A 20,247-nucleotide genomic window follows, 5' to 3' on the forward strand; every position below is an offset into this window, starting at 1 on the left:
GGGGACTGATGCCGGAGCAACCGCAGTGGTCTGAGCGGACGCTCGACATGCCGCCGCAGGATCCGTGGGCCGACCAGCCGACGGCACCGGGGCCGGTAACTCCACCACCACCCGACACATCCCCGTTCAGCCGGGGCCGGGCACAGGTCAACCCGCGGGTCGACCAGACACGGCAGTATTCGGAGCACGAGCCGACCGGCATCGGCTGGCCGGGAGCCGACGCGCCGGCCGGGCACCGGCCGATGAGCTGGCGCTGGAGCGAGCTGCGCCGCGGCAGCGAGTGGACCAGCGCCGCGGTGCTGTTCGCGTTCGTCTGCTGGGGCATCTGGGCGCTGTCCGGCGGTGGTGACTACGGCACCCCGCTGATCGTGTTCGCGGTCACCCTGGCCGTCGCGGTCGGCGTGTTCTGCCTGGCCCGCGTCGTCGGCTATTACGTGCTGGAGCGCTCGTTGGGCCGGCAGCGCCGCACCGCCCGCGGTTCGCACCTGGTCACCGCGCTGTTCCTGGCCGGTGTCGGGGTCGCCGACCTGCAGCAGACCCAGTGGGTCATGACCGCGGTGCACTGGGTGACCGGCCAGCTCAGCTGAGGCCGCCGGCCGGTTCGGAGACGTGTGCGTGCACGATGCGCCAGCCGTCGGGCAGCCGGATCCAGGTCTGTGACTGGCGGCCGAGCACGTCGCTGCCCGGATAGCCGAACAGTGTGGTGACCGTCGCGGTGCTCACGCCGTACGCACGAATTTCGGTGTCCTTGAGGCGACGGCCCGGCGGCAGCGCGCCCTGCGCACGCCGCCACCGAGCCTGTTCCTCGAGGCCGGCCTGCTGGTCGGCGATGCCGTAGCGGAGTGCGCGCGGGGCGAAGAAGCTGAGGATGGCGTCGACGTCGTTGATCACGAGGGCGTGTTCGTAGGCCTCGAAGGCGGCGCCGACCTCGGCGATGACGTCCGGTCGATCGATCTCCACGCTGGATCCCTTCGGTTGGGGGCGGCCCGGCCCGCCTGAGCCGGGCCGCCACAGGGGTCAGGCCTTGACCGGGACCGGGACACCGCCCTCGGGCGCCTCGGTGAACTCGTTGCCCTCGAGGAGCAGGTGCTCGTCCGCCTCGGGAACCCGCGGCGTCGGCTTGGTGAGGGCGAAGAGTACGCAGATCGCGGCGAGGAACAGGTACCCCAGGGTGACCTGCCCGTCGGCGTTCCACTGCACCTTCTCGGCATGGATCAGGCCGACGAAGGTGAGCACCGCGCCCACACCCGCACCGATCGCCGCGTGCCAGAACCGCTTGTCGATGATGAACACGACGATCGCGCCCAGCACCAGACCGGCCAGGATGGCGCCTTCGCCGAGCGTCTTGAGACCGTCGTAGACGACGCCGGCGCCGGTGAGAGCGTCCGTGCCGACCTGCGCGGCGGTGGTGCCGGCCGCGGCCAGCGTGTTGTCCATCTGCCCGGTCGCCCACTGCGCGATGTTCGGGATGAGGGCCGCCACCACCGCGGCGGCGTGTGCCCGCGGGGTCGCCTGGAACGCTTGCGCGCCGATCAACAGGCCGATGTAGAGCAGGATCGGCACGATCGCGGCGGTCGGGAAGATTGTGCCGAGCAGGCCGAACATCCCGAAGAAGCAGAGCAGGGCGATCACGATGCCGGTCGCCATCGAGTAGCCGGTGCGGCCGCCCGCGGCCTTCCAGCCGGGGTGGCCGACGTAGACGGCCGGCGGGAACGGCGAGCCGAGGCAGGAGCCGATGACCGCGCCGGCGCCGTCGGCCAGCAGCACGCTGCGCAGGTTGAAGCGGTCGCCCGCGGTGGCCGCACTCTCCACGTTGGTCATCGCCTCGGTGAAGTTGTAGACGCCGAGCGGGATGGCGGTGGCCAGCAGCGGAGCCATGTCCTTGAGGCCGTCGATCAGCAGGTCGAACTTGAGGTGCGGGAAGGCGAACGCGATGTCCTTGGCGGCGGCGGTCACGTCCGGCACGCTCATCGCGCCGCCGATCCAGCCGATCGCCGTGCCGACCAGCAGTGCGACCAGGCCGATCGGGATGTTGAAGGGCAGTTTGATGTCGGTCAGCAGGCCGATCAGCAGCAGGCCGAAGACCGGCAGCGCGATCCACGCGGCCTTCCACATGTTGCCGGCCGGGTTCATCGAGATGAAGGTGATCGAGATGCCGGCCAGGGTGCCGAGCAACGCCGCCTTCGGCGCGTATTTGCGGATGTACGGGCCGACGAACGCCCCGATCAGCACGATGACGCCGATGATGAACGCCCACGCGATACCCGCCGTCCAGGCCCGGATCGGGTCCTTGGTGGTCAGGTAGATCGGCAGCATGATCACGAAGATCACGATGAACATGTGCGGGACGCTCGGACCGTACGGCATGGCCGTGACGTCGCTGCGGTTCTCCTTGGCGGCCAGCCGCCGCGCCAGGTACGTGTAGTAGATGTTGCCGGCGACCAGGGCGATGCCGAGCGCCGGGAGGATGACGCCGAAGACGTCGCCGGCCGGCATCTTGATGACGCCGATGCAGAGCCCGGTGAGGGTGAGGACGTTGACCAGCACGTTGACGCCGAAGCCGAAGAAGGCGTTGGTGTCTCCGCGAACCCAATAGGGGAGCTTGGCCGCCGGTGTGGCGGTGGATGCGGTCATATCTCTACTCCTGAATGGCAGCGATCACTGAGGGGGATTCGGCGACCCAACCGAAGATGCCGCCCTGGGCGGCGATCATCTTGAGGCCGACCTGCTGAAACTCGGGGAAGTAGGAGCCGACACAATCCGCGAGTACGAGGCACTCGTAACCGCGGTCGTTCGCTTCCCGGACCGTGGTGTGCACACAGACCTCGGTCGTGACCCCCGTGACGACCAGTGACTTGATACCGTCTTTTTCCAGAATGTCGGACAATTCGGTTGCGTAGAACGCACCCTTGCCCGGTTTGTCGATCACCGTCTCGCCCTCGATGGGCTGCAACTCGTCGACGATGTCGTGGCCGTATTCGCCCTGGATCAGGATGCGACCGAAGGTTCCGGGGTCGCCGATGCGCATGCTGGGTGCGCCGCGGTTGAGCTTCGCCGGCGGGCAGTCGGACAAATCGGGTTTGTGGCCCTCGCGCGTGTGGATGAGGGGCAGGCCCGCGGCACGCCAGGCCGCCATCAACGCGGCGAGCGGCTCGATTGTGCGACGGAGCTGAGAAACGTCGTTGCCCAGGCTCTCGCCGAAGCCACCGGGCAGAAGGAAATCGCGCTGCATGTCGATCACGACCAGCGCGGTGCTGTCGAGATCGAAGGAGAAGGGCCCTGGTTGGGCGTCGACGGCAGGCATATCAGGGACCGCCTTCAGTCTGCTTGAGGGTGGTGGGCGGGGCGGTTGGATGGCTCCGAGGTAGCCGCGATCACGTCGTCCGATGTGGAGACGCAACCGAAGACGCCGCCCTGCATGGTCACCATGTGCAGTGCGGCGGTGTGGTTGGACGGATCGGTGGCCCCCGTGCAGTCGCTGAGGATCAGGCACTCGTAACCGCGGTCATTGGCCTCCCGCATGGTGGTGTGGACGCAGACGTCCGTCGTGATGCCGGTGAGGATGATGTGCGTGATGCCGTGCGTACGCAGCACCAGGTCGAGGTTGGTGGCGTAGAAGGCGCCCTTGCCCGGCTTGTCGACGATGACCTCGCCGGCCACCGGGGCGACCTCGGGGACGATCTCCCAGCCCGGCTCGCCGCGGACCAGGATCCGGCCGCACGGCCCGTCCGCACCGATCTCGGCCCCGATCTGCGCCGACCGCCACCGCTTGTTCGGCGGCAGGTCGGACAGGTCCGGGTCGTGCCCCTCGCGGGTGTGGATGACGAGCATGCCCAGGCCACGGACGTGGTCGAGCAGCTTCGCGGTGGCCGGCAACCCGGCCCGGGTCAGCTCGATGTCGTAACCCATCGAGTCGACGTAACCGCCCTTGCCGCAGAAGTCGACCTGCCAGTCGATGCAGATCAACGCGGTCTTCGACACGGGGACCGACCCGTCGTAGGGCCACCGGTACGGATTGGCCGTGACCGGCCCGATCATCGCGGTCATCAGTTCGCTCCTCTCGTTTCGGCGTGCAAGGTCTGGGCGTGGCGGATCAGGGTCTCGTCGCTGAACGCCGGCCCGAAGAGGGTCAGCGAGGCGGGCCGGCCGTCGGCGGTGAACCCGTTCGGCACGGTCACCGCGGCCATGTCGAGGAGATTCGCGAACTGCGTGTACCGGCCCAGGTTGAGGTTCCGGCCGATCGGATCGGCGGCGATCTCGGCGTGCGTGTAGGTCGTCCCGATCGTCGGCAGGACCAGCACGTCCGCCTTCTGCCAGATCTCGTCCGCCTGCCGGCGAAGCTCCTGCAGGCGGTGCTGGGCGCGGAAGGCGTCGGCCGCGCTGAACGCGTACCCGGCCTGGAGGATCTTCTTGGTGATCGGCAGGACCGAGTCGGGATTGTTCGTCAGGAACTCGTCGAGGTCGGCCAGTCGCTCGGCCACCCACGGACCGCGATAGAGCAGGTCACCGGCTTCCAGCAGCGGTCCGATGTCGACGGTGACGTCGCCGGCGAACCGAGCGAAGGCCTTTTCCTGCCCGGCATCACCAAAAAAATCCAGGGTTTCCGGTACGCCTACCCGCGGCGACCCGATCAGCGGGCGTCGTCCGCTCCGGGACCAGGGATCGTCCGGTTCCGTGCCCGTCGCGACTCGCAGCACCCGGTCGGCCATCGCCAGGTCGGGGGCGAAGATCGAGACGCAGTCGAGCGACCGGCAGGCCGGCACCACGCCGAGGGTGCTGAGCAGGCCGCGGGTCGGCTTGATCCCGACGATCCCGTTGAGCGCGGCCGGCACCCGCCCGGATCCGGCGGTGTCGGTGCCGAGCGCGAAGGCGACCGATCCGTTGGCCACCGCGACCGCCGACCCGGAGCTGGACCCGCCGGCGATCAGCCCGCCGCCGAAGACGCTCTCCGGCGATCCGTACGGCGAGCGTGCCCCGGTCAGCCCGGTGGCGAACTGGTCGAGGTTGGTCTTGCCGACCGCGATCGCGCCGGCGTCGATCAGTCGCTGGACGACCGGCGCGTTGCGCTCCGGCCGGTAGGCGAAGTCCGGGCAGGCGGCCGTGGTGGGCAGTCCGGCGACGTCGATGTTGTCCTTGACCGCGAACGGAACCCCGGCCAGCGGGAGGTCCGGGTCGATCTCGGCCGCGCGGGCGTGCAGCTCAGCGGCGGTGAAGGTGCTGATCCAGACACCCTCGCCGTCGCCCAGCCGGGCGAGCGTCTTCTCGACGACCTCGTGTGCGTCCACATCGTCGATTGTCGACAATCCTGTTTCGGCAAAAGCCTCGGTTTGTAACGCTGCCGTTTCGCTACGTCAGGTAGGCCCGCGCGCCGTGCTCGTTCAGCGCGGTCACGATGCCGCCGACGTCGCCCCGCTCGACGGCCGTGAACAGCCGCTCGTGCCGGTGCACGCCGTCCTCGGCCCGGGCGACCTCCGCCTCGCGCCGCATGTTGACCGCCATGTAGAGCTGGATCCGCACCAGGATCGACTCGTACAACCCGGCCAGCTGACGGTTGCCGCTCAGCCGCACCACCTCAACGTGGAACCGGCGGTGCGCGTTCGCCAGCTCCAGGCGGTCGTCGGTCTCGGTCGCCTTGCGCATCACCTCGAGGGCGGCCCGCAACCCGGTCAGGTCGGGGGCGGCCGGGATGGACGCGACGGCGTGCCGCTCCAGCACGTCGCGGACCTCGTAGAGCTCGCGGACGTCCTCGTCGGAGAGGGTCGCCACCCGGGCGCCCCGGCGCGGGATGTGCTCGACCAGCCCCTGCTGGGCGAGAAGCCGCATGGCCTCGCGCAGCGGAGCCCGGCTGATGCCCAGGCGGCGGGTCAGTTGTTCCTCGACGAGACGTTCGCCGGGATCGCTTCGTCCGCTCAGGATGTCGCGTCGCAGCCGGTCGACGGCAAGCTCGACGAGGCTGTACGTCTCCAGCTCTTCGTCGCTCACCCTTGGTAGTGTGCCAGCCCGCTCGAAATCGCTAACCGAGGCCTTCCTCGTTCTCGTCGGCGGGCGCATCCTTCTTCTTGCCCTTGCCCGGCCAGAACGCCATCACGATCATGGCGGCGCCGATCACGATGAGTAGGTACCAGAGCCAGGTCATCCGCGGACAGTACCGGCCCGGCCCGCCGTTGGAGGAGGGCCGGACCGGCACTTTTCACCGCTCGACGAGATTCTTCCCGGTCTCCACCAGCGTCTTCAGGTCGCTGAGGATCCACGCCCAGCCACCACCGGCCCCGCTGTCCTCGGTGCCGGCGACCATCGCCGCGGTGGCCGGTGCGCCGGTCAGCTCGTGCGTGACGGTCAGCTTGTAAACGCCCGGCTGCATCTTCGCTTCTTCGATCTCGTAGGTGAGCGTCGTGAAGGGCTCGGCCGCCGTGGTCGGGTCCATCAGCATCCGCCACGTCTGCACCAGGCGTCGCGGCGGATCGGCCTCGAGCACCTCGCCGTCGATGATCGTGTCCGGCACCTCGAACCCGTTCGCTTTGCCGACCTCCCTCATCTCGTCGGTCGCCGCGTTCCGGAACGAGCCGCCCTTGTGCAACTCGTAGTAACCGGGCGACTGGTACGCATACCGAGAGTTCCACTCCGGGTCGGTGATCGCCGCCCAGATCCGCTCCGGCGTCGCCTTGATCCAGACCCGGTAGACCTGAGTTGTCTCGCTCATTGCTCATCCTCCAGCGCGTTTTTGAGATCGATGAGGGTCGTGACGTGGTGCTCGGTGTATTTGTCGATCCAGCGGTCATGGATCAGCCGGATCGGGACCGGGTTGAGGAAGTGCAGCTTTTCCCGGCCGGACCGGCGCGGAACGACGAGACCCGCCTCCTCGAGCACCTTGAGGTGCTTGGCGACGCCGAAACGCGTCATGGCGAGCTCGGACTCCAGCTCGGTGAGGGTGCGCCCGTCCCGCTCGAAGAGCAGATCGAGCAGGAACCGGCGACTCGGATCGGCCAGCGCCTTGAACACCCGGTCGTCGTCTTCCATGACGTAAAGTTATGAGACCAAAAGGTCACATGTCAAGGCGGCGAACTCTACCGGTGGTCGCGCCGCATCATGCGGCGAAGCTGGAGGATGCGTGCGGCGCCGGCGGCCAGCGCGATGATCGCGCCACCCACGCCGGCGATGAGCAGCGCCAATGCCGTCGGGATCTGTCCGTCCAGCCACAGGAAGTGGATCTGGACCGGAGCCGTGTTCTGCCCGATGAAGATGATCAGCAAGATCACCACAGCGATCCCGGCCCATACTCCCGCCCAGGCGGCCCGGGTCCGGGTGAACGGCTGTCGATGGCGGCCCGGCGCTTCCTCGGCGTCCGTCCCGCTGTCCGTGGCCGGCGGGTCTTCGGGCGCGGCGGGCGGCGGGGGCGGTAGTTCCCGCTCCGGCCGATCTTCGGGGGACAGCGTCATGCTCACTGATTGCCCTGTGTGACGACTTGCTAATCCCAGGTCAGATTTAAGGACCCGCTAATAGACGCGCATCGAAGATGAGCGTTACGTTGGCTGCCGGATTATTGGAAACTTTCAAGATTGGAAGTGCTCCCAGATCCGCCGGCCCGCCCCCGCAGCCAGGGGGCGCCAGATACTCCCCGGCGTCGGAGTTCTTCCTCTTCGTCGGTGTTGAGACGGCACAGCGCCGGGTGGCGGCCCGGCGCTGTGCCCCAAATTGCCTACTCAGTCCTCAGCTCATTTGCGACGCCGGGCGAGCATCTCCTGAGATTGCCGCCAGGTCGCGCCGTGATCGTCGGACACCTGGCCCAGCCAGCGAAAACTGTCCGCGGTGACGTCGGTGAACAGCCACCGGATCGGCCGCCCCGCCGGATCGGTCCCGTCCTGGAAGATGTCCCCGTCGTCCCCCGCGCGCCCGGTGAGCGCGAAGATCGTCCCGCGCCCCGAGAACCAGACGACGTTCCAGCTCTTGGTGGCCGGGTCGTAGTGCCGCACGGTGCTGCCGGTGATCCGCTCCGGATAGCCGTCCGCCCTCGGCATGGTGAACCACATGACGTCCTGCACGGTGTGCCCGGCCAGCACCCAGCCGAACGTCCACACCACCGTCCCGTTGACCCACGCACCGCGATCCTCGACGAAGTAGTGGTTGGTGACGTCCCAGGTGCCCACCAGCCGCCCGTAGAGATCCATCTCCTGCTCGTGCCCCGCCCAGGGCCCATCCGCGACAAGTTCCTCAGCGAAAGTCATGCCGCCAGCGTCCGGCCCGCCCCCGCCCCCGGTCTTGAACGCTCTTGTCGTACCCGCCGCTTACGGTGGCTGCGTGCTCGACAACAGCGTCCTGGTGGAGACGCCCTTCGCCCGCGCGGCAGCCGTCCACTGTCCCGGCGAGCAGGCCCGGTGGAGCGCCGAGGAGCAGGTGACCGGCGCATCCCTGGTCCTGGTCCGCCGCGGCGTCTTCGTGCGCAGCGCCGACGGCCGTGCCGCGGTCGCCGACGTGACCACCGGCTACCTGCAGCGCCCGGGGGAGTCTCAGCGCATCGCCCACCCCCGGGGTGCCGACGTCTGCACGTCGATCGCCATCGCCGCCGACCTGGCCGACCGTTTCGCCCACGCCGGCGCCCGCGTGCACGTCTCCCCGGCCGCCGACCTGATCCACCGCCGCATGCTGGCCGCGGCCACCGCCGATCGCCCCGACCTGACCGCCGACCTGATCGAGGCGCTGCTCCCGCCGGCCCCCGACCGGCCACCGCCGCCCGCGGCGATCGAGGACGTCCGCACGATGCTGCACACCGACCCGGCGCGCGACCTGTCATCACTGGCCGCCGCCGTCGGCTGGTCCCCGTGGCACCTGTCGCGCATGTTCCGCCGGGCGACCGGTGGCACGCTGAGCACCTACCGTCGCCGGCTACGCGTCCGGGCGGCCCTGGACGAGCTCCCCGACCGGCCGGAGCTGGCCGACCTGGCGATCCGAACGGGCTTCGCCGACCAGCCCCACATGACCCGCATGATCCGTCTCGAGACCGGCCGCACCCCGGCCGATCTCGCCCGTGAGCTGCGGAAACGGTGAGTTCAGCGCGCGGATGGCGTCGGCCGGGTTGAGGCCCAGTTGATCCGCACGGGCCGGTGCCGCCTCGGGTGGCGCCGGCCCGTGTAACTTGTCCGCGTGCCCGGCGCGACCGTCATCGACCAGATCGTCCGCAATCACCTGGCCCCTGCGCTGCAGGCCGAGGGCTTCGTCCGGAAGGGCCGCACCTTCCGCAGGGTGGCCGACAACGGCGACGCCCTGCTCATCGAGGTGCAGACCGCCTCGGGCTCGCGGCGCGACGAGGCTCGCTTCTTCCTCAACATCGCGGTTCTCTCCCAGCCGTGGCTGGGCTGGCTCAGCGGCGATCACGGCCCGGTCGACACCGCCAAATCGGTGGCCACCGACGGCACCGTGCAGGACCGGATCCGCAGCGACGAGAATCCCCAGTGGTCCGCGGACACCTTCGTGGCGGATCAGGACGACGTCGACCGCGTCGGCGCGGCCGCGGCGGCCGCCGTCCGCTCATCGCTGCCGGAGTACCTGCCGCTGCTCGACCGGGCGAAGCTGCTCGCCATCCTGCGCGACGGCGCCCCCGTCCCCGGCTTCTGCAACCGGCTGGCCGTGCGAGCGGTCCTGGCCGCCGACGCCGGCGACGCCGAGACGGCCCGCGCGGACGTCGCCGAGGTCGACCGCGAATCCGACGACACCGAGTTCGTCGACTGGATCGCCGGTCGCCTCTGACGCGACGTCGGGGGTGCCGCCACGGTCGACGTCGCAGTTGTCACGCCGTCCAGCGCGGTAGGTCGATACGGGATGGGCCGTGCGAGATCTGCTGGGTCGCGGCGTGGGTGGTCACCGCCGTGGCGGCCGGCTCGCCCGAACCTGGGTTGCGTGCGTAGCGCGGGTGGGCGCCCGAGCTGATCTGCAGGCCGATCCGGTGGCCGGGCGCGAACCGATGGAAGGCCGGCCACAGCCGTACCTCGATCTCGCGGAACCCGTCGGCGTCCGGCTGGGGATCGGTGCCGGTGGTGGCGATGCTGCCGATCCGGCGGATGCCGTCGCAGACCGTCATCGACCGTCCGTCCGGGTGCACGTCGCAGATCCGCACGAAAAGGTCGGCGCTGGGCTGCGACGACCGGAACCGGATCCGGGCCACCGGCACGCCGGCGATGGTGGTGGCCGCGGCGAGCGGTTCGCTGCGGAACACGACCACGTCGGCGCGCGTCTCGTGCTCGGCGTTGTCCACCGGGCCGGAGTTCGGCTGCAGGCTCGGGCCGCCGATCGCCGGCGTGGGATCGGCGGGGTCGTAGACGTAGCTGGTCACCCCGTCGTCGGCCGGCTCCGGTGCCAGCCGGCCCGACGCGTGCACGTTCCAGGACTCCACGGCGACCCCGGCCGGCGGCCAGGACGCGAGGTCCTGCCAACGCTCTGCGCCGGTCAGGTAGGCCCGGACGGGCGCGACCCGGTCGCTCTTCTCGCCCAGGAAATGCTCCTTGAGGAAGGCGATGCTCTCGCCGACGGCAGGGCCGCCCATGCCCCGGGACGTGTGTCCCCACGGGCCGAGGGTCAGCCGCGGCGGTCGCCCGGCCGCGCCGAGCTGCGCGTAGTTGTCGAGCTGCCAGGGCAGGAAGATGTCGTACCAGCCGGTGACCATGTAGACCGGCGCGATCACCTCGGGAACCGAGGCGGTGTGCGACTGCTGGGTCCAGAACTCGTCGGTGAGCCGCTCATGGGAGACCCAGTCCTGATACCAGGCCACCGGGTGGCCGGCCGCGACGGTGTCGCCGCCGCTGAGCGGGAGCACGTCGAAACCCTTCTTGAGCTTGGGGTCGGGCCGCAGCATGCCGAGCATCAGCGGGAGCAGGTCGCGCCGGCCCATCCGGTCCATCATCTGCGACCAGCCCAGCGCGTTGCGCAGCGAGAACGCCGCGTTGTCCCAGGTGATCGCGCCGAAGTCGGGCATCGTGGTGATCAGGCAAAGTGCTTCCGGCGCGTTCTGCGGGTCCGCACGCTGCAGCTCCCCGGCCACCGCCCACTGGGTGTAACCCAGGTAGCTCTGCCCGAACGTGGCCACGCTGCCGGTGCACCACGGCTGCTTACGCACCCAGCGGTGGGTGGCGATGCCGTCGCGCTGATCGTCGACCTGCGGCCGGAACACTCCCGGGGAGCCCCAGGTGCCCCGACAGCTCTGGATCAGTACCGTGAACCCTTCCCGGACCAGCGCCTTTGCCTGACCGGTACCCGGACCGCGCCGGCCGTAGGGGCTGCGCATCACGATCGTCGGCAGCCGCGGGTCGCTCTCGCCGATCGGGGTGAGCAGGTCGGCGAGCAGTTCGACACCGTCGTCCATGGGGACCCGTAGGTCCTGCTGGACGGCCACGTCGTACGGGCCGGGCTTGAGTCCCTTGATGGTCTGCGACTGCAGCCATCGCGAGAAGCGCTGGCGGAGCGTGCTCATGAGACCTCCGTGAAGCTCGGGGTTCGGGAAGGTTGCCGGGCGGAGGCCTCGGCTACAGTGTGCCGATGGCGGGACGCGGGCCTCGCGGCAGCTACTCGGTCGGGCGAGCGCGCCGGGAACAGATCCTGGTCGCCGCGGAGGCGGCCGATCCGGCCGGCGTGGCGCACGATCTGTACGTGGCCAGATATGCGCGGGTCGTGGCGGCGTTGACCGCCGCTTTTCAGCGCAGCTCGACGGCCGGGTTCCTGCATGCCGACCTCGACTACGAAGCGATCGCGCGGGAGTGCGTCGCGGTGGCCGACGGTCTGCAGTTGCAGTGGGTGCTCACCGGCGGCCGGATCGACCTGATCGGGCTGATCAGAAATCACTTGGAACGCCTCGCGCCGAGGATTCTGCGATCGGGGCGGCACGTCGACCTGTCCGGCGAGATGGATCGGACGCTGATGTCCGCCTGAGGTGGCGGCGCCCGGTTCTGACTTCGTCACTCCGGCCGGCGATCAGGCGGCGGTGAGCCAGGCGAAGAGACGCTCGATCGTACGATCGGCGGCAAGGCTGCCCGTCTCGTTGAGGTATCCGTGCCCGGTGCCGCGCTCGCGAATGACAGTGGTGTCGACGCCCGCGAGCGCCAGTTCGGCGGCGAAGGCCTCGCCCGACATGCGCAACCGGTCCGCTTCCGCGTTGATGATCAACGTTGCCGGCAGGCCGCGCAGGTCATGACCGGCGGGGTAGACGTACGGATCGGTCACGGATTCACCGGCGTAGTTGTGGTTGATGGCGGCCATCGATGCGGGTGGGAAGGTCAGGAACGGTGGCAGGGGGGCCAGCAGCGCGGCGAGTTCGTCGTTGACCGCCGGGACCTCGTTGTGCAGGACCGGGTAGACGAGCGCGAGCGAGGCCGGCCGGTCGGTGCCGCGGTCGCGCAACCGCATGCCGGCGCTCGCCGCCAGGTTCGCGCCGGCGCTGGCTCCGCCGACCGAGACCCGCTGCGGGTCGCCGCCGAGGTTCTTCGCGTTGCCGGTGGCCCAGTCGAAGGCGGCGGCGATCTGCAGCGAGGCGACGGGGAACCGGGCCCGCGGTGCCGGTGACAGTGGTGGCGGCGGCAGGTCGGGGCCGGCGCCGTCGGCCGGCAGCAGCGCCGGCAGCGCGTCGAGCGGCGCGAGCGTGTAGTCGACCGACACCACGGCGACGCCCCGTTCGCACAGTTGGCGGGCGACCTGGTCGGCCTCGGGCATGTCGAGGTCGCCGAACATGAACGCGCCGCCGTGCATCCAGACCAGGACCGGGCCGTGCGGCTCCGCCGGTTGGTAGGTCCGCAGGCGGAAGGTGTGGCCGGCGGCTTCGAGGTCGATTTCGTCAAGCTGCACTGCGACTCCTTGTTCGGCGTGCGGGAGACGGTCAGGTTATCCCCGAAAACCATGAACGCAAGGTTTTGGGGCCGCCGGATGATCCGGCGAGCGTAAAACCAGAAACCTTGTGCCTTAGGTTTTTTTTTTAACTCCTACCGTGAGCCACCGTCCGCGAGGTATCGCTCAACCACTACGCGTTCGGCTGCGGGCGCCCTGCTCTCCGACGCCATCCTCACGCTCGCCCTCAAGGCCGATCAGATCGACCCGCAGCGGGCCACCACCATCCTGTCCATCGTGGTCGCCGTCGGCGGCCTGACCTCACTCGCTGCGTTCCCGCTGATCGGGCGGTTGAGTGACCGGAGCACCTCGCGGCTCGGCCGGCGCCGGCCGTTCCTGCTGGCCGCCGCCGTGCTGATCGCCGCCGGCTCGGTGCTGACCCTCTCCTGCATCGTGGTAAGCACCGGATCGGTCGCCGCCATGGTCGCCACCTCGGCGATCGTGCCGGACCAGTTCGAACCGGCGCGCCGGGGCACACCGTCGAGCATGGTCGGCCCGGGCAGCCCGATCGGGGCGGTCCTCGGCCTCTTCCTGGCCCAGCTGGTCCAGGAGCACCTGGCCGCGATGATCCTGCTGCCGGCCGGCGTCGCCGTGGTCGCCCTGCTGCTGCTCACCTTCGTACTCAAGGACCGCCGGCTGAGCCCGCAGGAGCGCCCGGCGTTCGTGCTGCGCGAGTCCCTCGGCACCTTCTGGGTCAACCCGCGGCGGTACCCGAGCTTCGGACTCGCCTGGGCCAGCCGGCTGTTCATCTTCTTCGGCGTCGCCGCGGTGAACGCCTACCAGGCCTTCTACCTGATCGACGTGCAGCACGTCGATCAGGCGACGGTCGGCACGACGATCTTCCTCGCCACCCAAAACTTCGTGGTGCTCTTCGCCGCGGCCGCGATCGCGGCGGTCGTCAGCGCGCTGTTCATCCTTCCGATCCGTGGGGTGCGCTGAGTCCGTTGCCGTGGCCACCGCGTTCCGCTTCCCGGACACGGTCCGCTACAACGCCTACCTCTTGCGCTGAGCTGCACGAACGTGGAGCGGGCGACGAGAATCGAACTCGCGTAATCAGTTTGGAAGACTGAGGCTCTACCATTGAGCTACGCCCGCGCAGCCCCGGCCTGAACCGGGGACGCCCGCACATCCTACGCAACGGCCTCCGGGTCGCGCGAACCGGATTGCCCGTCAGGTGGAGTCCAGCGCACGCGTGACAAAGCGGACCGCATACACTGGCCACCGCCACGGGGTGTGGCGCAGCTTGGTAGCGCACTCGCTTTGGGAGCGAGGGGCCGTGGGTTCAAATCCCGCCACCCCGACTGATATCAAAATTCCGCAGCAACAAGGAGTACGCCTGTGAAGAGCACCGTCGAGACTCTGAGCCCGACCCGGGTGAAGCTCGCCATCGAGGTGCCGTTCGAGGAGCTCAAGCCGAGCCTGCAGAAGGCGTACCGGGAGATCGGCGCGCAGGTGCAGGTGCCGGGCTTCCGCCGCGGCAAGATTCCGACCGCGGTCATCGACCAGCGTGTCGGCCGCGGCGCGGTCCTCAACGAGGCCGTTCAGGAAGCGATCCCGCAGCAGATCCTCGCCGCGGTCCGTGAGCACGACGTGAAGACGCTCGGCCGCCCCGAGGTCGAGATCACCGAGTTTTCCGACAACGAGCCCCTCAAGTTCACCGCCGAGGTGGACGTCCGTCCCGAGATCACCGTCCCGGACCTGTCCACCATCTCGGTGACCGTCCCGGCCGTCGAGATCGGCGACGAGGAGATCGACGAGCAGATCAAGGGCCTGCGCGAGCGCTTCGCCACCCTGAAGACCGTCGACCGGCCGGCCGAGGAGGGCGACTACGTCCAGCTCGACCTGAACGCCACGGTCGACGGCGAAGAGGTGCCGGGCGGCTCGGCCACCAACATCTCCCACGAGGTCGGCAGCAAGCAGCTGCTCCCGGGCCTCGACGAGGTGCTGGTCGGCCTGGTGGCCGGCGCCGACGCGGAGTTCACCACCGAGCTGGTGGGCGGCGACTTCGCCGGCCGCGAGGCCGACGTCAAGGTGACCGTGCGCAGCGTCAAGGACAAGCAGCTGCCCGAGATCGACGACGAGTTCGCCCAGCTGGCGAGCGAGTTCGACACCCTCGACGAGCTGCGCGGCGACCTGCGCGAGCGGCTGACCAAGGTCAAGAAGGTCGAGCAGATCTACGCGGCTCGCGACGAGGCCCTCAAGCAGCTCGTCGAGGCGGCCGAGATCCCGGCGCCCGAGGGCGTCGTCAAGGACGAGGTCGAGGGCCGCAAGCAGGCCATGACCGACCAGCTCGAGCGCATCGGCGCCACCCTGCAGGACTACCTGACCTCGGAGGACAAGACCGAGGAGCAGATCGACCAGGAGCTGACCGAGGCCGCCGAGGAGGGCGTCCGCATCCAGCTGCTGCTCGACACGGTCGCCGACGCCGAGGACGTCCAGGTCTCCGACGACGAGTTCGGGCACGAGATCGTGCACCGGGCCCAGCGCGCCCAGATGCAGCCCCAGCAGTACTACGACCAGCTCGTCCAGTCGGGTGCGGCGGCCGCCGTGTTCGGCGACGTGCGCCGCGGCAAGGCGCTCGCCTCGGTGATGGAGCAGGTCACGATGAAGGACTCGGAAGGCAACACGCTCACCCTCGACGACCTCCGGGCCGCCAGCGAGGATGAGCACGCCGGTCACAACCACTGAGCTGAGTGCCTGAGCGGCCGCCACCCTTCGCTTGCGCTTGGGCGGCGGCCGCTGCCATTTCGGGGGTACGCCGTGAGCGCGTGCGCTGTCAGCGAACACCTGCCCGAGCGGGAAGCTGATGCGCATTCGACCGGTTAGTTTGGTCGTACGACGGACAACCTGCCGGCCGGAAGTTCGGCCGACACAGTCAGCTGTGAAGGGCTGCCATGACCGATCTCCACATCCCTGCGAGCCCTGTGCTGCGCGGGGGCGACACCCTCAGTGGCAACCTCGACGACTCGGTCTTCAACCGGCTGCTGCGTGAACGGATCATTTTCCTCGGCAGCGAGGTGACCGACGCGGTGGCCAACCGGATCTGCGCGCAGTTGCTGCTGCTTTCCGCCGAGGACCCCCAGCGGGACATCAATCTCTGGATCAATTCGCCGGGTGGCTCGGTCTATTCCGGCATGGCGATCTACGACACCATGCAGTTCATCGACAACGACGTGCAGACGGTCGCGATGGGCATGGCTGCCTCGATGGGGCAGTTCCTGCTGTGCGCCGGCGCGCCGGGCAAGCGCTTCGCGCTGCCGCACGCGCGGATCATGATGCACCAGCCGTCCGGCGGCATGGGCGGCACCGCCGCCGACATCGCCATCCAGGCGGAGCAGATGCTGTACACGAAGCGCATGTTCCAAGAGCGGATCTCGCACCACACGGGCCAGACCCAGGAGCAGATCGCCGAGGACTTCGACCGGGACCGCTGGTTCACCGCGCAGGAGGCCAAGGACTACGGCTTCATCGACAAGGTGATCACCACGGCCACCGAGGTGCCTGAGGGCGCCGGAACGCTGAACTGAGGAGCTGAACTATGACTGACCTGACGATGCCTCCCGGGTTCGCTCCGGTGCACAACCGCTACGTCCTTCCGTCGTTCGTCGAGCGCTCGTCGAACGGGATGATGAAGGAGACCAACCCGTACAACAAGATGTTCGAGGACCGGATCATCTTCCTCGGCGTCCAGGTGGACGACGCGTCGGCCAACGACGTGATGGCCCAGCTGCTGACGCTGGAGAGCTCCGACCCGGACCGCGACATCACGATGTACATCAACTCGCCCGGTGGCTCGTTCACGGCCATGACGGCGATCTACGACACCATGCAGTACGTCCGGCCGGACATCTCGACGGTCTGCCTCGGCCAGGCCGCCAGCGCGGCCGCTGTGCTGCTCGCAGGCGGCACCCCGGGCAAGCGCCTGGCTCTGCCGCACTCCCGCGTGCTGATCCACCAGCCGGCGACTGAGGGCGGTTACGGTCAGGGCTCGGACATCGAGATCCAGGCCCGCGAGATCCTCCGGATGCGTTCGCAGCTGGAGGAGATGATCGCTCACCACTCCAAGCAGCCGGTCGAGAAGGTTCGCAAGGACATCGACCGCGACAAGATCATGACCGCGGCCGAGGCCAAGGAATACGGCATCGTCGACACCGTGCTGGCCAGCCGGAAGAAGACGCTGCAGTCCGTCGGCGCCGGCAGCTGAGAAGCGCGGTGTCAGGGGCCGGCCGGAGCAAGCTAAACTGGCCGACCCCTGACACGCCCGTTTTGGGGGGTCGGAGAAGTGCCCCTTTGCGGGTAACGTCGAGCATGCAGCCTCAGTTACGCGGTTCGGCAGACGATGAGATGGCAACGAGGCGCTCAGTCCTCGGACACCGTGTCGGCGTAAGCCGGCCGATGAGCTCAAGGAGAACGTAGGTGGCACGGATCGGCGACGGCGGCGACCTACTGAAGTGCTCCTTCTGTGGGAAGTCCCAGAAGCAGGTCAAAAAGCTCATCGCGGGCCCAGGTGTCTACATCTGCGATGAGTGCATTGACCTCTGCAATGAGATCATCGAAGAAGAGTTGGCCGAAACCGGCGAGGTGAAGTGGGAAGAGCTTCCCAAGCCGATGGAGATCTGCGCCTTCCTCGACAACTACGTTGTCGGGCAGGAACAGGCCAAGAAGGCACTCTCAGTAGCGGTCTACAACCACTACAAGCGGATCCAGGCCGAGTCGAGCGGCGCCCCCGGTGGGGGCAGCGACGTCGAGGTGGCCAAGTCCAACATCATGCTCATCGGCCCCACCGGCTGCGGTAAGACCCACCTGGCGCAGACGCTGGCCCGCATGCTCAACGTGCCGTTCGCGATCGCCGACGCTACTGCCCTGACCGAGGCCGGCTACGTGGGCGAGGATGTGGAAAACATCCTGCTCAAGCTGATCCAGGCGGCCGACTACGACGTCAAGCGCGCCGAGCAGGGCATCATCTACATCGACGAGGTCGACAAGATCGCTCGCAAGAGCGAGAACCCGTCGATCACCCGGGACGTCTCCGGCGAGGGTGTCCAGCAGGCCTTGCTGAAGATCCTCGAGGGTACGGTCGCGAACGTTCCGCCGCAGGGCGGCCGTAAGCACCCGCACCAGGAGTTCATCCAGATCGACACGACGAACGTTCTGTTCATCGTCGGCGGCGCCTTCGCCGGCCTGGACCGGATCATCGAGTCGCGGGTCGGTCACGGCGGGGTCGGCTTCGGTGCGCACCTGCGCTCGGTCTCGGAGCGGAACACCGACGACATCTTCAGCCGGGTGATGCCGGAGGACATGCTGAAGTTCGGCCTGATCCCCGAGTTCATCGGCCGGCTCCCGGTGATCACCACGGTGCGCAACCTCGACCGTGAGGCGCTCATCAAGATCCTCACCGAGCCCCGCAACGCGTACGTGAAGCAGTACCAACGGCTCTTCGAGCTGGACGGTGTCGAGCTCGAGTTCGACTTCGGCGCGCTCGAGGCCATCGCCGACCAAGCGATGTTGCGTGGCACCGGCGCTCGCGGTCTACGGGCGATCATGGAAGAGGTCCTGCTCTCCGTGATGTACGAGGTGCCCAGCAACCCGGACGCAGCGCGGGTGGTCATCAACCGCGAGGTCGTCCTGGAAAACGTGAACCCGACAATCGTGCCCCGGGAGTTCGTCGGCCGACGCCGTCGCCCGGACCGCGAGGAGAAGTCGGCCTGATCGCCGTGGCGGGGGCGTAACAGCCCCCGCTTTCGTGCCCCTACACCGGCGCCTCCCGTGGCCGTAGGCTTCGACCTATGCGCGTTGCCGTCTGTCAGGTCAACTCCCGGGAAAATCGCGATCAGAACCTCGCCGTGGCCCGGGACATGCTCGAGCGGGCGGCCGCCGCCGGCGCCGAGCTGGCGGTTCTCCCGGAGTACGTCGACTATCTGGGCCCGGCCGCCGGTGCGCCGAAACCGGAGGGCATCGACGGCGAGTTCGCCGCGTTCTTCGGCACGGCCGCCCGGGAGCTCGGTCTGTGGGTGCATGCCGGTTCGTTCCACGAGTCCGGCCCCGACGAGCACCGTACGTACAACACGTCCCTGATCTTTTCGCCGCAAGGCGAGCTGACCGCGACCTACCGCAAGATCCACCTGTACGACGTGGAGATCGCCGGCCGGGTCTCCTATCAGGAGTCGCGCTCGGTGGCGCCCGGCGAGGAAACCGTGGTCGCCGACGTAGCGGGCGTCCGAACCGGCCTGTCGATCTGCTACGACCTGCGCTTCCCCGAGCTCTACCGGCGACTGGCCGTGCAGGGCGAGGCGCGGATCCTGGCGGTGCCCGCCGCCTTCATGCTGCACACGGGCCGCGACCACTGGGAGGTCCTGCTGCGGGCCCGGGCGATCGAGAACCAGTGCTACGTGGTGGCCGCAGGCCAGATCGGCGACCACGACCCCGGCCGCACCTGCTTCGGCCGCAGCATGATCATCGACCCGTGGGGCACGGTGCTGGCCCAGGCGCCCGACACCGTCGGCATCGCCACCGCCGACCTGGACCTGGCGCGCCTGGAACTGATCCGGAGCGAACTACCCAGCCTCGCCAACCGCCGCCTCTGATCAGCGCCCACTCCGGGCAGTCGACGGTCAGCTGTTGAGCTCCGTGGACTGTCGTGTCTGGGCGTTGACGAGCCTCGCCGAACCGCCGGCCCTCAGGCGCTCAGCGGTGGGGTAGTGCGGGTCACAGCAGCTGCACGAGATAGCCGATCACCGCTACGCCGATCGCGGCGCCGCCGGCCAGCAGCATCGCTCCGCCCATCCGGGACGGGCCGCGGCGGATCAGGCGGGACACCGACACGACCACGGTGACCAGCACAAGTACGCCGATCACGAACTGCCACACGGGGAAGACGAGATCGAGCAGTGCGTCGGCAGCAAGCGTCGGGGATTCACCCATGTGCCCACTCTGTCACGGCGGACGACCTTGCACGGGGCCTCGTGAGACAGACGGGCATGGGGGTCGATTTGCATGAGCGGTAGGTGATCCCGTAACTTTCTCTCTGCCCGAGGGAAACCCGGACGGAACGACACGAAAGTGACGGGCCGGAGGGGGATTCGTCGGACCGCAGAGGCACGCGCTAAGCTTGCCAACGCACCGGGCGATGTTGGTTCGAGATCCACGGAAACGAGGATTTGCGCCAACGAGGTTGACCGGGTAGAGTTACGAAGCCCGCAGGGAGCCGGGCGGACTGATCGCCTAAGACGCGATCGTCGGCCGGTCCTACTGGGCCACCTCTACGAACTACCCGCCTAAAAGCGGGTGCGTTTTGTGAGGAAAACATTGGGCGATGTCAGCAAGATCTCGGATCTTGCGCCGACGAAGTCGACTAGGTAAGTTTGAGCGGTTGCCCCGAGGGCGGGA

The 20,247-nt window shown here is 68.7% G+C and carries 24 protein-coding genes and 2 tRNA genes; 11 read left to right on the forward strand and 15 right to left on the reverse strand.

Annotation, left to right across the window (positions count from 1 at the left end):
• Positions 1 to 8: 8 nt before the first annotated feature.
• Positions 9 to 587 (forward strand): DNA-directed RNA polymerase II, encoded by a 579-nt coding sequence (locus Adu01nite_RS21210; protein WP_203728649.1) that lies wholly within the window; start codon positions 9 to 11, stop codon positions 585 to 587.
• On the opposite strand, the gene Adu01nite_RS21215 is transcribed toward Adu01nite_RS21210, so the two are convergent.
• From Adu01nite_RS21215 to Adu01nite_RS21260, 11 genes are all read right to left on the reverse strand, one after another.
• Entirely contained in the window at positions 580 to 960 is a 381-nt protein-coding gene (locus Adu01nite_RS21215; RefSeq protein WP_203728650.1) for an AtzH-like domain-containing protein, read from the reverse strand. The genes Adu01nite_RS21210 and Adu01nite_RS21215 overlap by 8 nt on opposite strands.
• A gap of 57 nt (positions 961 to 1,017) precedes the next feature.
• Entirely contained in the window at positions 1,018 to 2,634 is a 1,617-nt protein-coding gene (locus Adu01nite_RS21220) for a SulP family inorganic anion transporter (protein WP_203728651.1), read from the reverse strand.
• Between the two features lie 4 nt (positions 2,635 to 2,638).
• Positions 2,639 to 3,304 carry a cysteine hydrolase family protein gene (locus Adu01nite_RS21225; RefSeq protein WP_203728652.1) on the reverse strand — a complete coding sequence of 222 codons (666 nt, stop codon included), beginning with the start codon at positions 3,302 to 3,304 and terminating at the stop codon, positions 2,639 to 2,641.
• 14 nt (positions 3,305 to 3,318) lie between these two features.
• Positions 3,319 to 4,047 carry a biuret amidohydrolase gene (gene biuH / locus Adu01nite_RS21230; protein WP_203728653.1) on the reverse strand — a complete coding sequence of 243 codons (729 nt, stop codon included), beginning with the start codon at positions 4,045 to 4,047 and terminating at the stop codon, positions 3,319 to 3,321.
• Complete coding sequence (gene atzF / locus Adu01nite_RS21235; RefSeq protein ID WP_239132587.1) at positions 4,047 to 5,285, reverse strand: allophanate hydrolase; 1,239 nt, start codon at positions 5,283 to 5,285, stop codon at positions 4,047 to 4,049. The genes biuH and atzF overlap by 1 nt, the downstream gene beginning before the upstream one ends.
• A gap of 61 nt (positions 5,286 to 5,346) precedes the next feature.
• Positions 5,347 to 5,982: a GntR family transcriptional regulator gene (locus Adu01nite_RS21240; protein WP_203728654.1), complete on the reverse strand. Its 636-nt coding sequence runs from the start codon at positions 5,980 to 5,982 to the stop codon at positions 5,347 to 5,349.
• A gap of 31 nt (positions 5,983 to 6,013) precedes the next feature.
• Entirely contained in the window at positions 6,014 to 6,136 is a 123-nt protein-coding gene (locus Adu01nite_RS48520; RefSeq protein WP_275414680.1) for a hypothetical protein, read from the reverse strand.
• 54 nt (positions 6,137 to 6,190) lie between these two features.
• Positions 6,191 to 6,700 carry an SRPBCC domain-containing protein gene (locus Adu01nite_RS21245; RefSeq protein ID WP_203728655.1) on the reverse strand — a complete coding sequence of 170 codons (510 nt, stop codon included), beginning with the start codon at positions 6,698 to 6,700 and terminating at the stop codon, positions 6,191 to 6,193.
• Positions 6,697 to 7,017, reverse strand: a complete 321-nt coding sequence (locus Adu01nite_RS21250; protein ID WP_203728656.1) for an ArsR/SmtB family transcription factor — start codon at positions 7,015 to 7,017, stop codon at positions 6,697 to 6,699. The genes Adu01nite_RS21245 and Adu01nite_RS21250 overlap by 4 nt, the downstream gene beginning before the upstream one ends.
• A gap of 47 nt (positions 7,018 to 7,064) precedes the next feature.
• On the reverse strand, positions 7,065 to 7,436 hold the full coding sequence (locus tag Adu01nite_RS21255) for a LapA family protein (protein ID WP_203728657.1): 372 nt from the start codon (positions 7,434 to 7,436) through the stop codon (positions 7,065 to 7,067).
• Positions 7,437 to 7,712: 276 nt separating this feature from the next.
• Entirely contained in the window at positions 7,713 to 8,222 is a 510-nt protein-coding gene (locus tag Adu01nite_RS21260; RefSeq protein WP_203728658.1) for a hypothetical protein, read from the reverse strand.
• A gap of 73 nt (positions 8,223 to 8,295) precedes the next feature.
• On the opposite strand from Adu01nite_RS21260, the gene Adu01nite_RS21265 reads away from it, so the two are divergent.
• On the forward strand, positions 8,296 to 9,042 hold the full coding sequence (locus Adu01nite_RS21265) for a helix-turn-helix domain-containing protein (protein WP_203728659.1): 747 nt from the start codon (positions 8,296 to 8,298) through the stop codon (positions 9,040 to 9,042).
• A 96-nt stretch (positions 9,043 to 9,138) separates the two neighbouring features.
• Positions 9,139 to 9,741 carry a DUF4304 domain-containing protein gene (locus Adu01nite_RS21270; protein WP_203728660.1) on the forward strand — a complete coding sequence of 201 codons (603 nt, stop codon included), beginning with the start codon at positions 9,139 to 9,141 and terminating at the stop codon, positions 9,739 to 9,741.
• Between the two features lie 40 nt (positions 9,742 to 9,781).
• Here Adu01nite_RS21270 and Adu01nite_RS21275 read toward each other — a convergent pair whose 3' ends face one another.
• Positions 9,782 to 11,458 (reverse strand): CocE/NonD family hydrolase, encoded by a 1,677-nt coding sequence (locus tag Adu01nite_RS21275; RefSeq protein ID WP_203728661.1) that lies wholly within the window; start codon positions 11,456 to 11,458, stop codon positions 9,782 to 9,784.
• Between the two features lie 65 nt (positions 11,459 to 11,523).
• On the opposite strand from Adu01nite_RS21275, the gene Adu01nite_RS21280 reads away from it, so the two are divergent.
• A complete protein-coding gene (locus Adu01nite_RS21280) occupies positions 11,524 to 11,913 on the forward strand; it encodes a TetR family transcriptional regulator C-terminal domain-containing protein (RefSeq protein WP_203728662.1) in 390 nt (129 codons plus the stop codon).
• A gap of 42 nt (positions 11,914 to 11,955) precedes the next feature.
• Here the strand turns inward: Adu01nite_RS21280 and Adu01nite_RS21285 are convergent, their stop codons facing one another.
• The gene (locus tag Adu01nite_RS21285; protein ID WP_203728663.1) at positions 11,956 to 12,822 is read right to left on the reverse strand and encodes an alpha/beta hydrolase; all 867 of its coding nucleotides are present in this window, start codon (positions 12,820 to 12,822) and stop codon (positions 11,956 to 11,958) included.
• Positions 12,823 to 13,089: 267 nt separating this feature from the next.
• Here Adu01nite_RS21285 and Adu01nite_RS21290 point away from each other — a divergent pair, with 267 nt between their 5' ends.
• The gene (locus tag Adu01nite_RS21290; protein WP_369076827.1) at positions 13,090 to 13,800 is read left to right on the forward strand and encodes an MFS transporter; all 711 of its coding nucleotides are present in this window, start codon (positions 13,090 to 13,092) and stop codon (positions 13,798 to 13,800) included.
• Positions 13,801 to 13,882: 82 nt separating this feature from the next.
• On the opposite strand, the gene Adu01nite_RS21295 is transcribed toward Adu01nite_RS21290, so the two are convergent.
• Positions 13,883 to 13,956, reverse strand: a tRNA-Gly gene (locus Adu01nite_RS21295).
• 132 nt (positions 13,957 to 14,088) lie between these two features.
• On the opposite strand from Adu01nite_RS21295, the gene Adu01nite_RS21300 reads away from it, so the two are divergent.
• The 6 genes from Adu01nite_RS21300 to Adu01nite_RS21325 all read left to right on the forward strand — a co-directional run bounded on the left by Adu01nite_RS21300 (position 14,089) and on the right by Adu01nite_RS21325 (position 19,445).
• Positions 14,089 to 14,162 (forward strand) — tRNA-Pro (locus Adu01nite_RS21300).
• Between the two features lie 37 nt (positions 14,163 to 14,199).
• Positions 14,200 to 15,549: a trigger factor gene (gene tig, locus Adu01nite_RS21305; protein ID WP_203728665.1), complete on the forward strand. Its 1,350-nt coding sequence runs from the start codon at positions 14,200 to 14,202 to the stop codon at positions 15,547 to 15,549.
• A 206-nt stretch (positions 15,550 to 15,755) separates the two neighbouring features.
• Entirely contained in the window at positions 15,756 to 16,388 is a 633-nt protein-coding gene (locus Adu01nite_RS21310; RefSeq protein WP_203728666.1) for a ClpP family protease, read from the forward strand.
• 11 nt (positions 16,389 to 16,399) lie between these two features.
• Positions 16,400 to 17,065, forward strand: a complete 666-nt coding sequence (locus tag Adu01nite_RS21315; RefSeq protein ID WP_203728667.1) for an ATP-dependent Clp protease proteolytic subunit — start codon at positions 16,400 to 16,402, stop codon at positions 17,063 to 17,065.
• Between the two features lie 212 nt (positions 17,066 to 17,277).
• Positions 17,278 to 18,570, forward strand: coding sequence for an ATP-dependent Clp protease ATP-binding subunit ClpX (gene clpX, locus Adu01nite_RS21320; RefSeq protein WP_203728668.1), 1,293 nt, complete (start codon positions 17,278 to 17,280; stop codon positions 18,568 to 18,570).
• Between the two features lie 77 nt (positions 18,571 to 18,647).
• Positions 18,648 to 19,445: a carbon-nitrogen hydrolase family protein gene (locus Adu01nite_RS21325; protein ID WP_203728669.1), complete on the forward strand. Its 798-nt coding sequence runs from the start codon at positions 18,648 to 18,650 to the stop codon at positions 19,443 to 19,445.
• Between the two features lie 121 nt (positions 19,446 to 19,566).
• On the opposite strand, the gene Adu01nite_RS21330 is transcribed toward Adu01nite_RS21325, so the two are convergent.
• Positions 19,567 to 19,782 carry a hypothetical protein gene (locus Adu01nite_RS21330; RefSeq protein WP_203728670.1) on the reverse strand — a complete coding sequence of 72 codons (216 nt, stop codon included), beginning with the start codon at positions 19,780 to 19,782 and terminating at the stop codon, positions 19,567 to 19,569.
• Positions 19,783 to 20,247 lie beyond the last annotated feature (465 nt).

The organism is Paractinoplanes durhamensis, from assembly GCF_016862175.1.
Lineage (GTDB): Bacteria > Actinomycetota > Actinomycetes > Mycobacteriales > Micromonosporaceae > Actinoplanes > Actinoplanes durhamensis.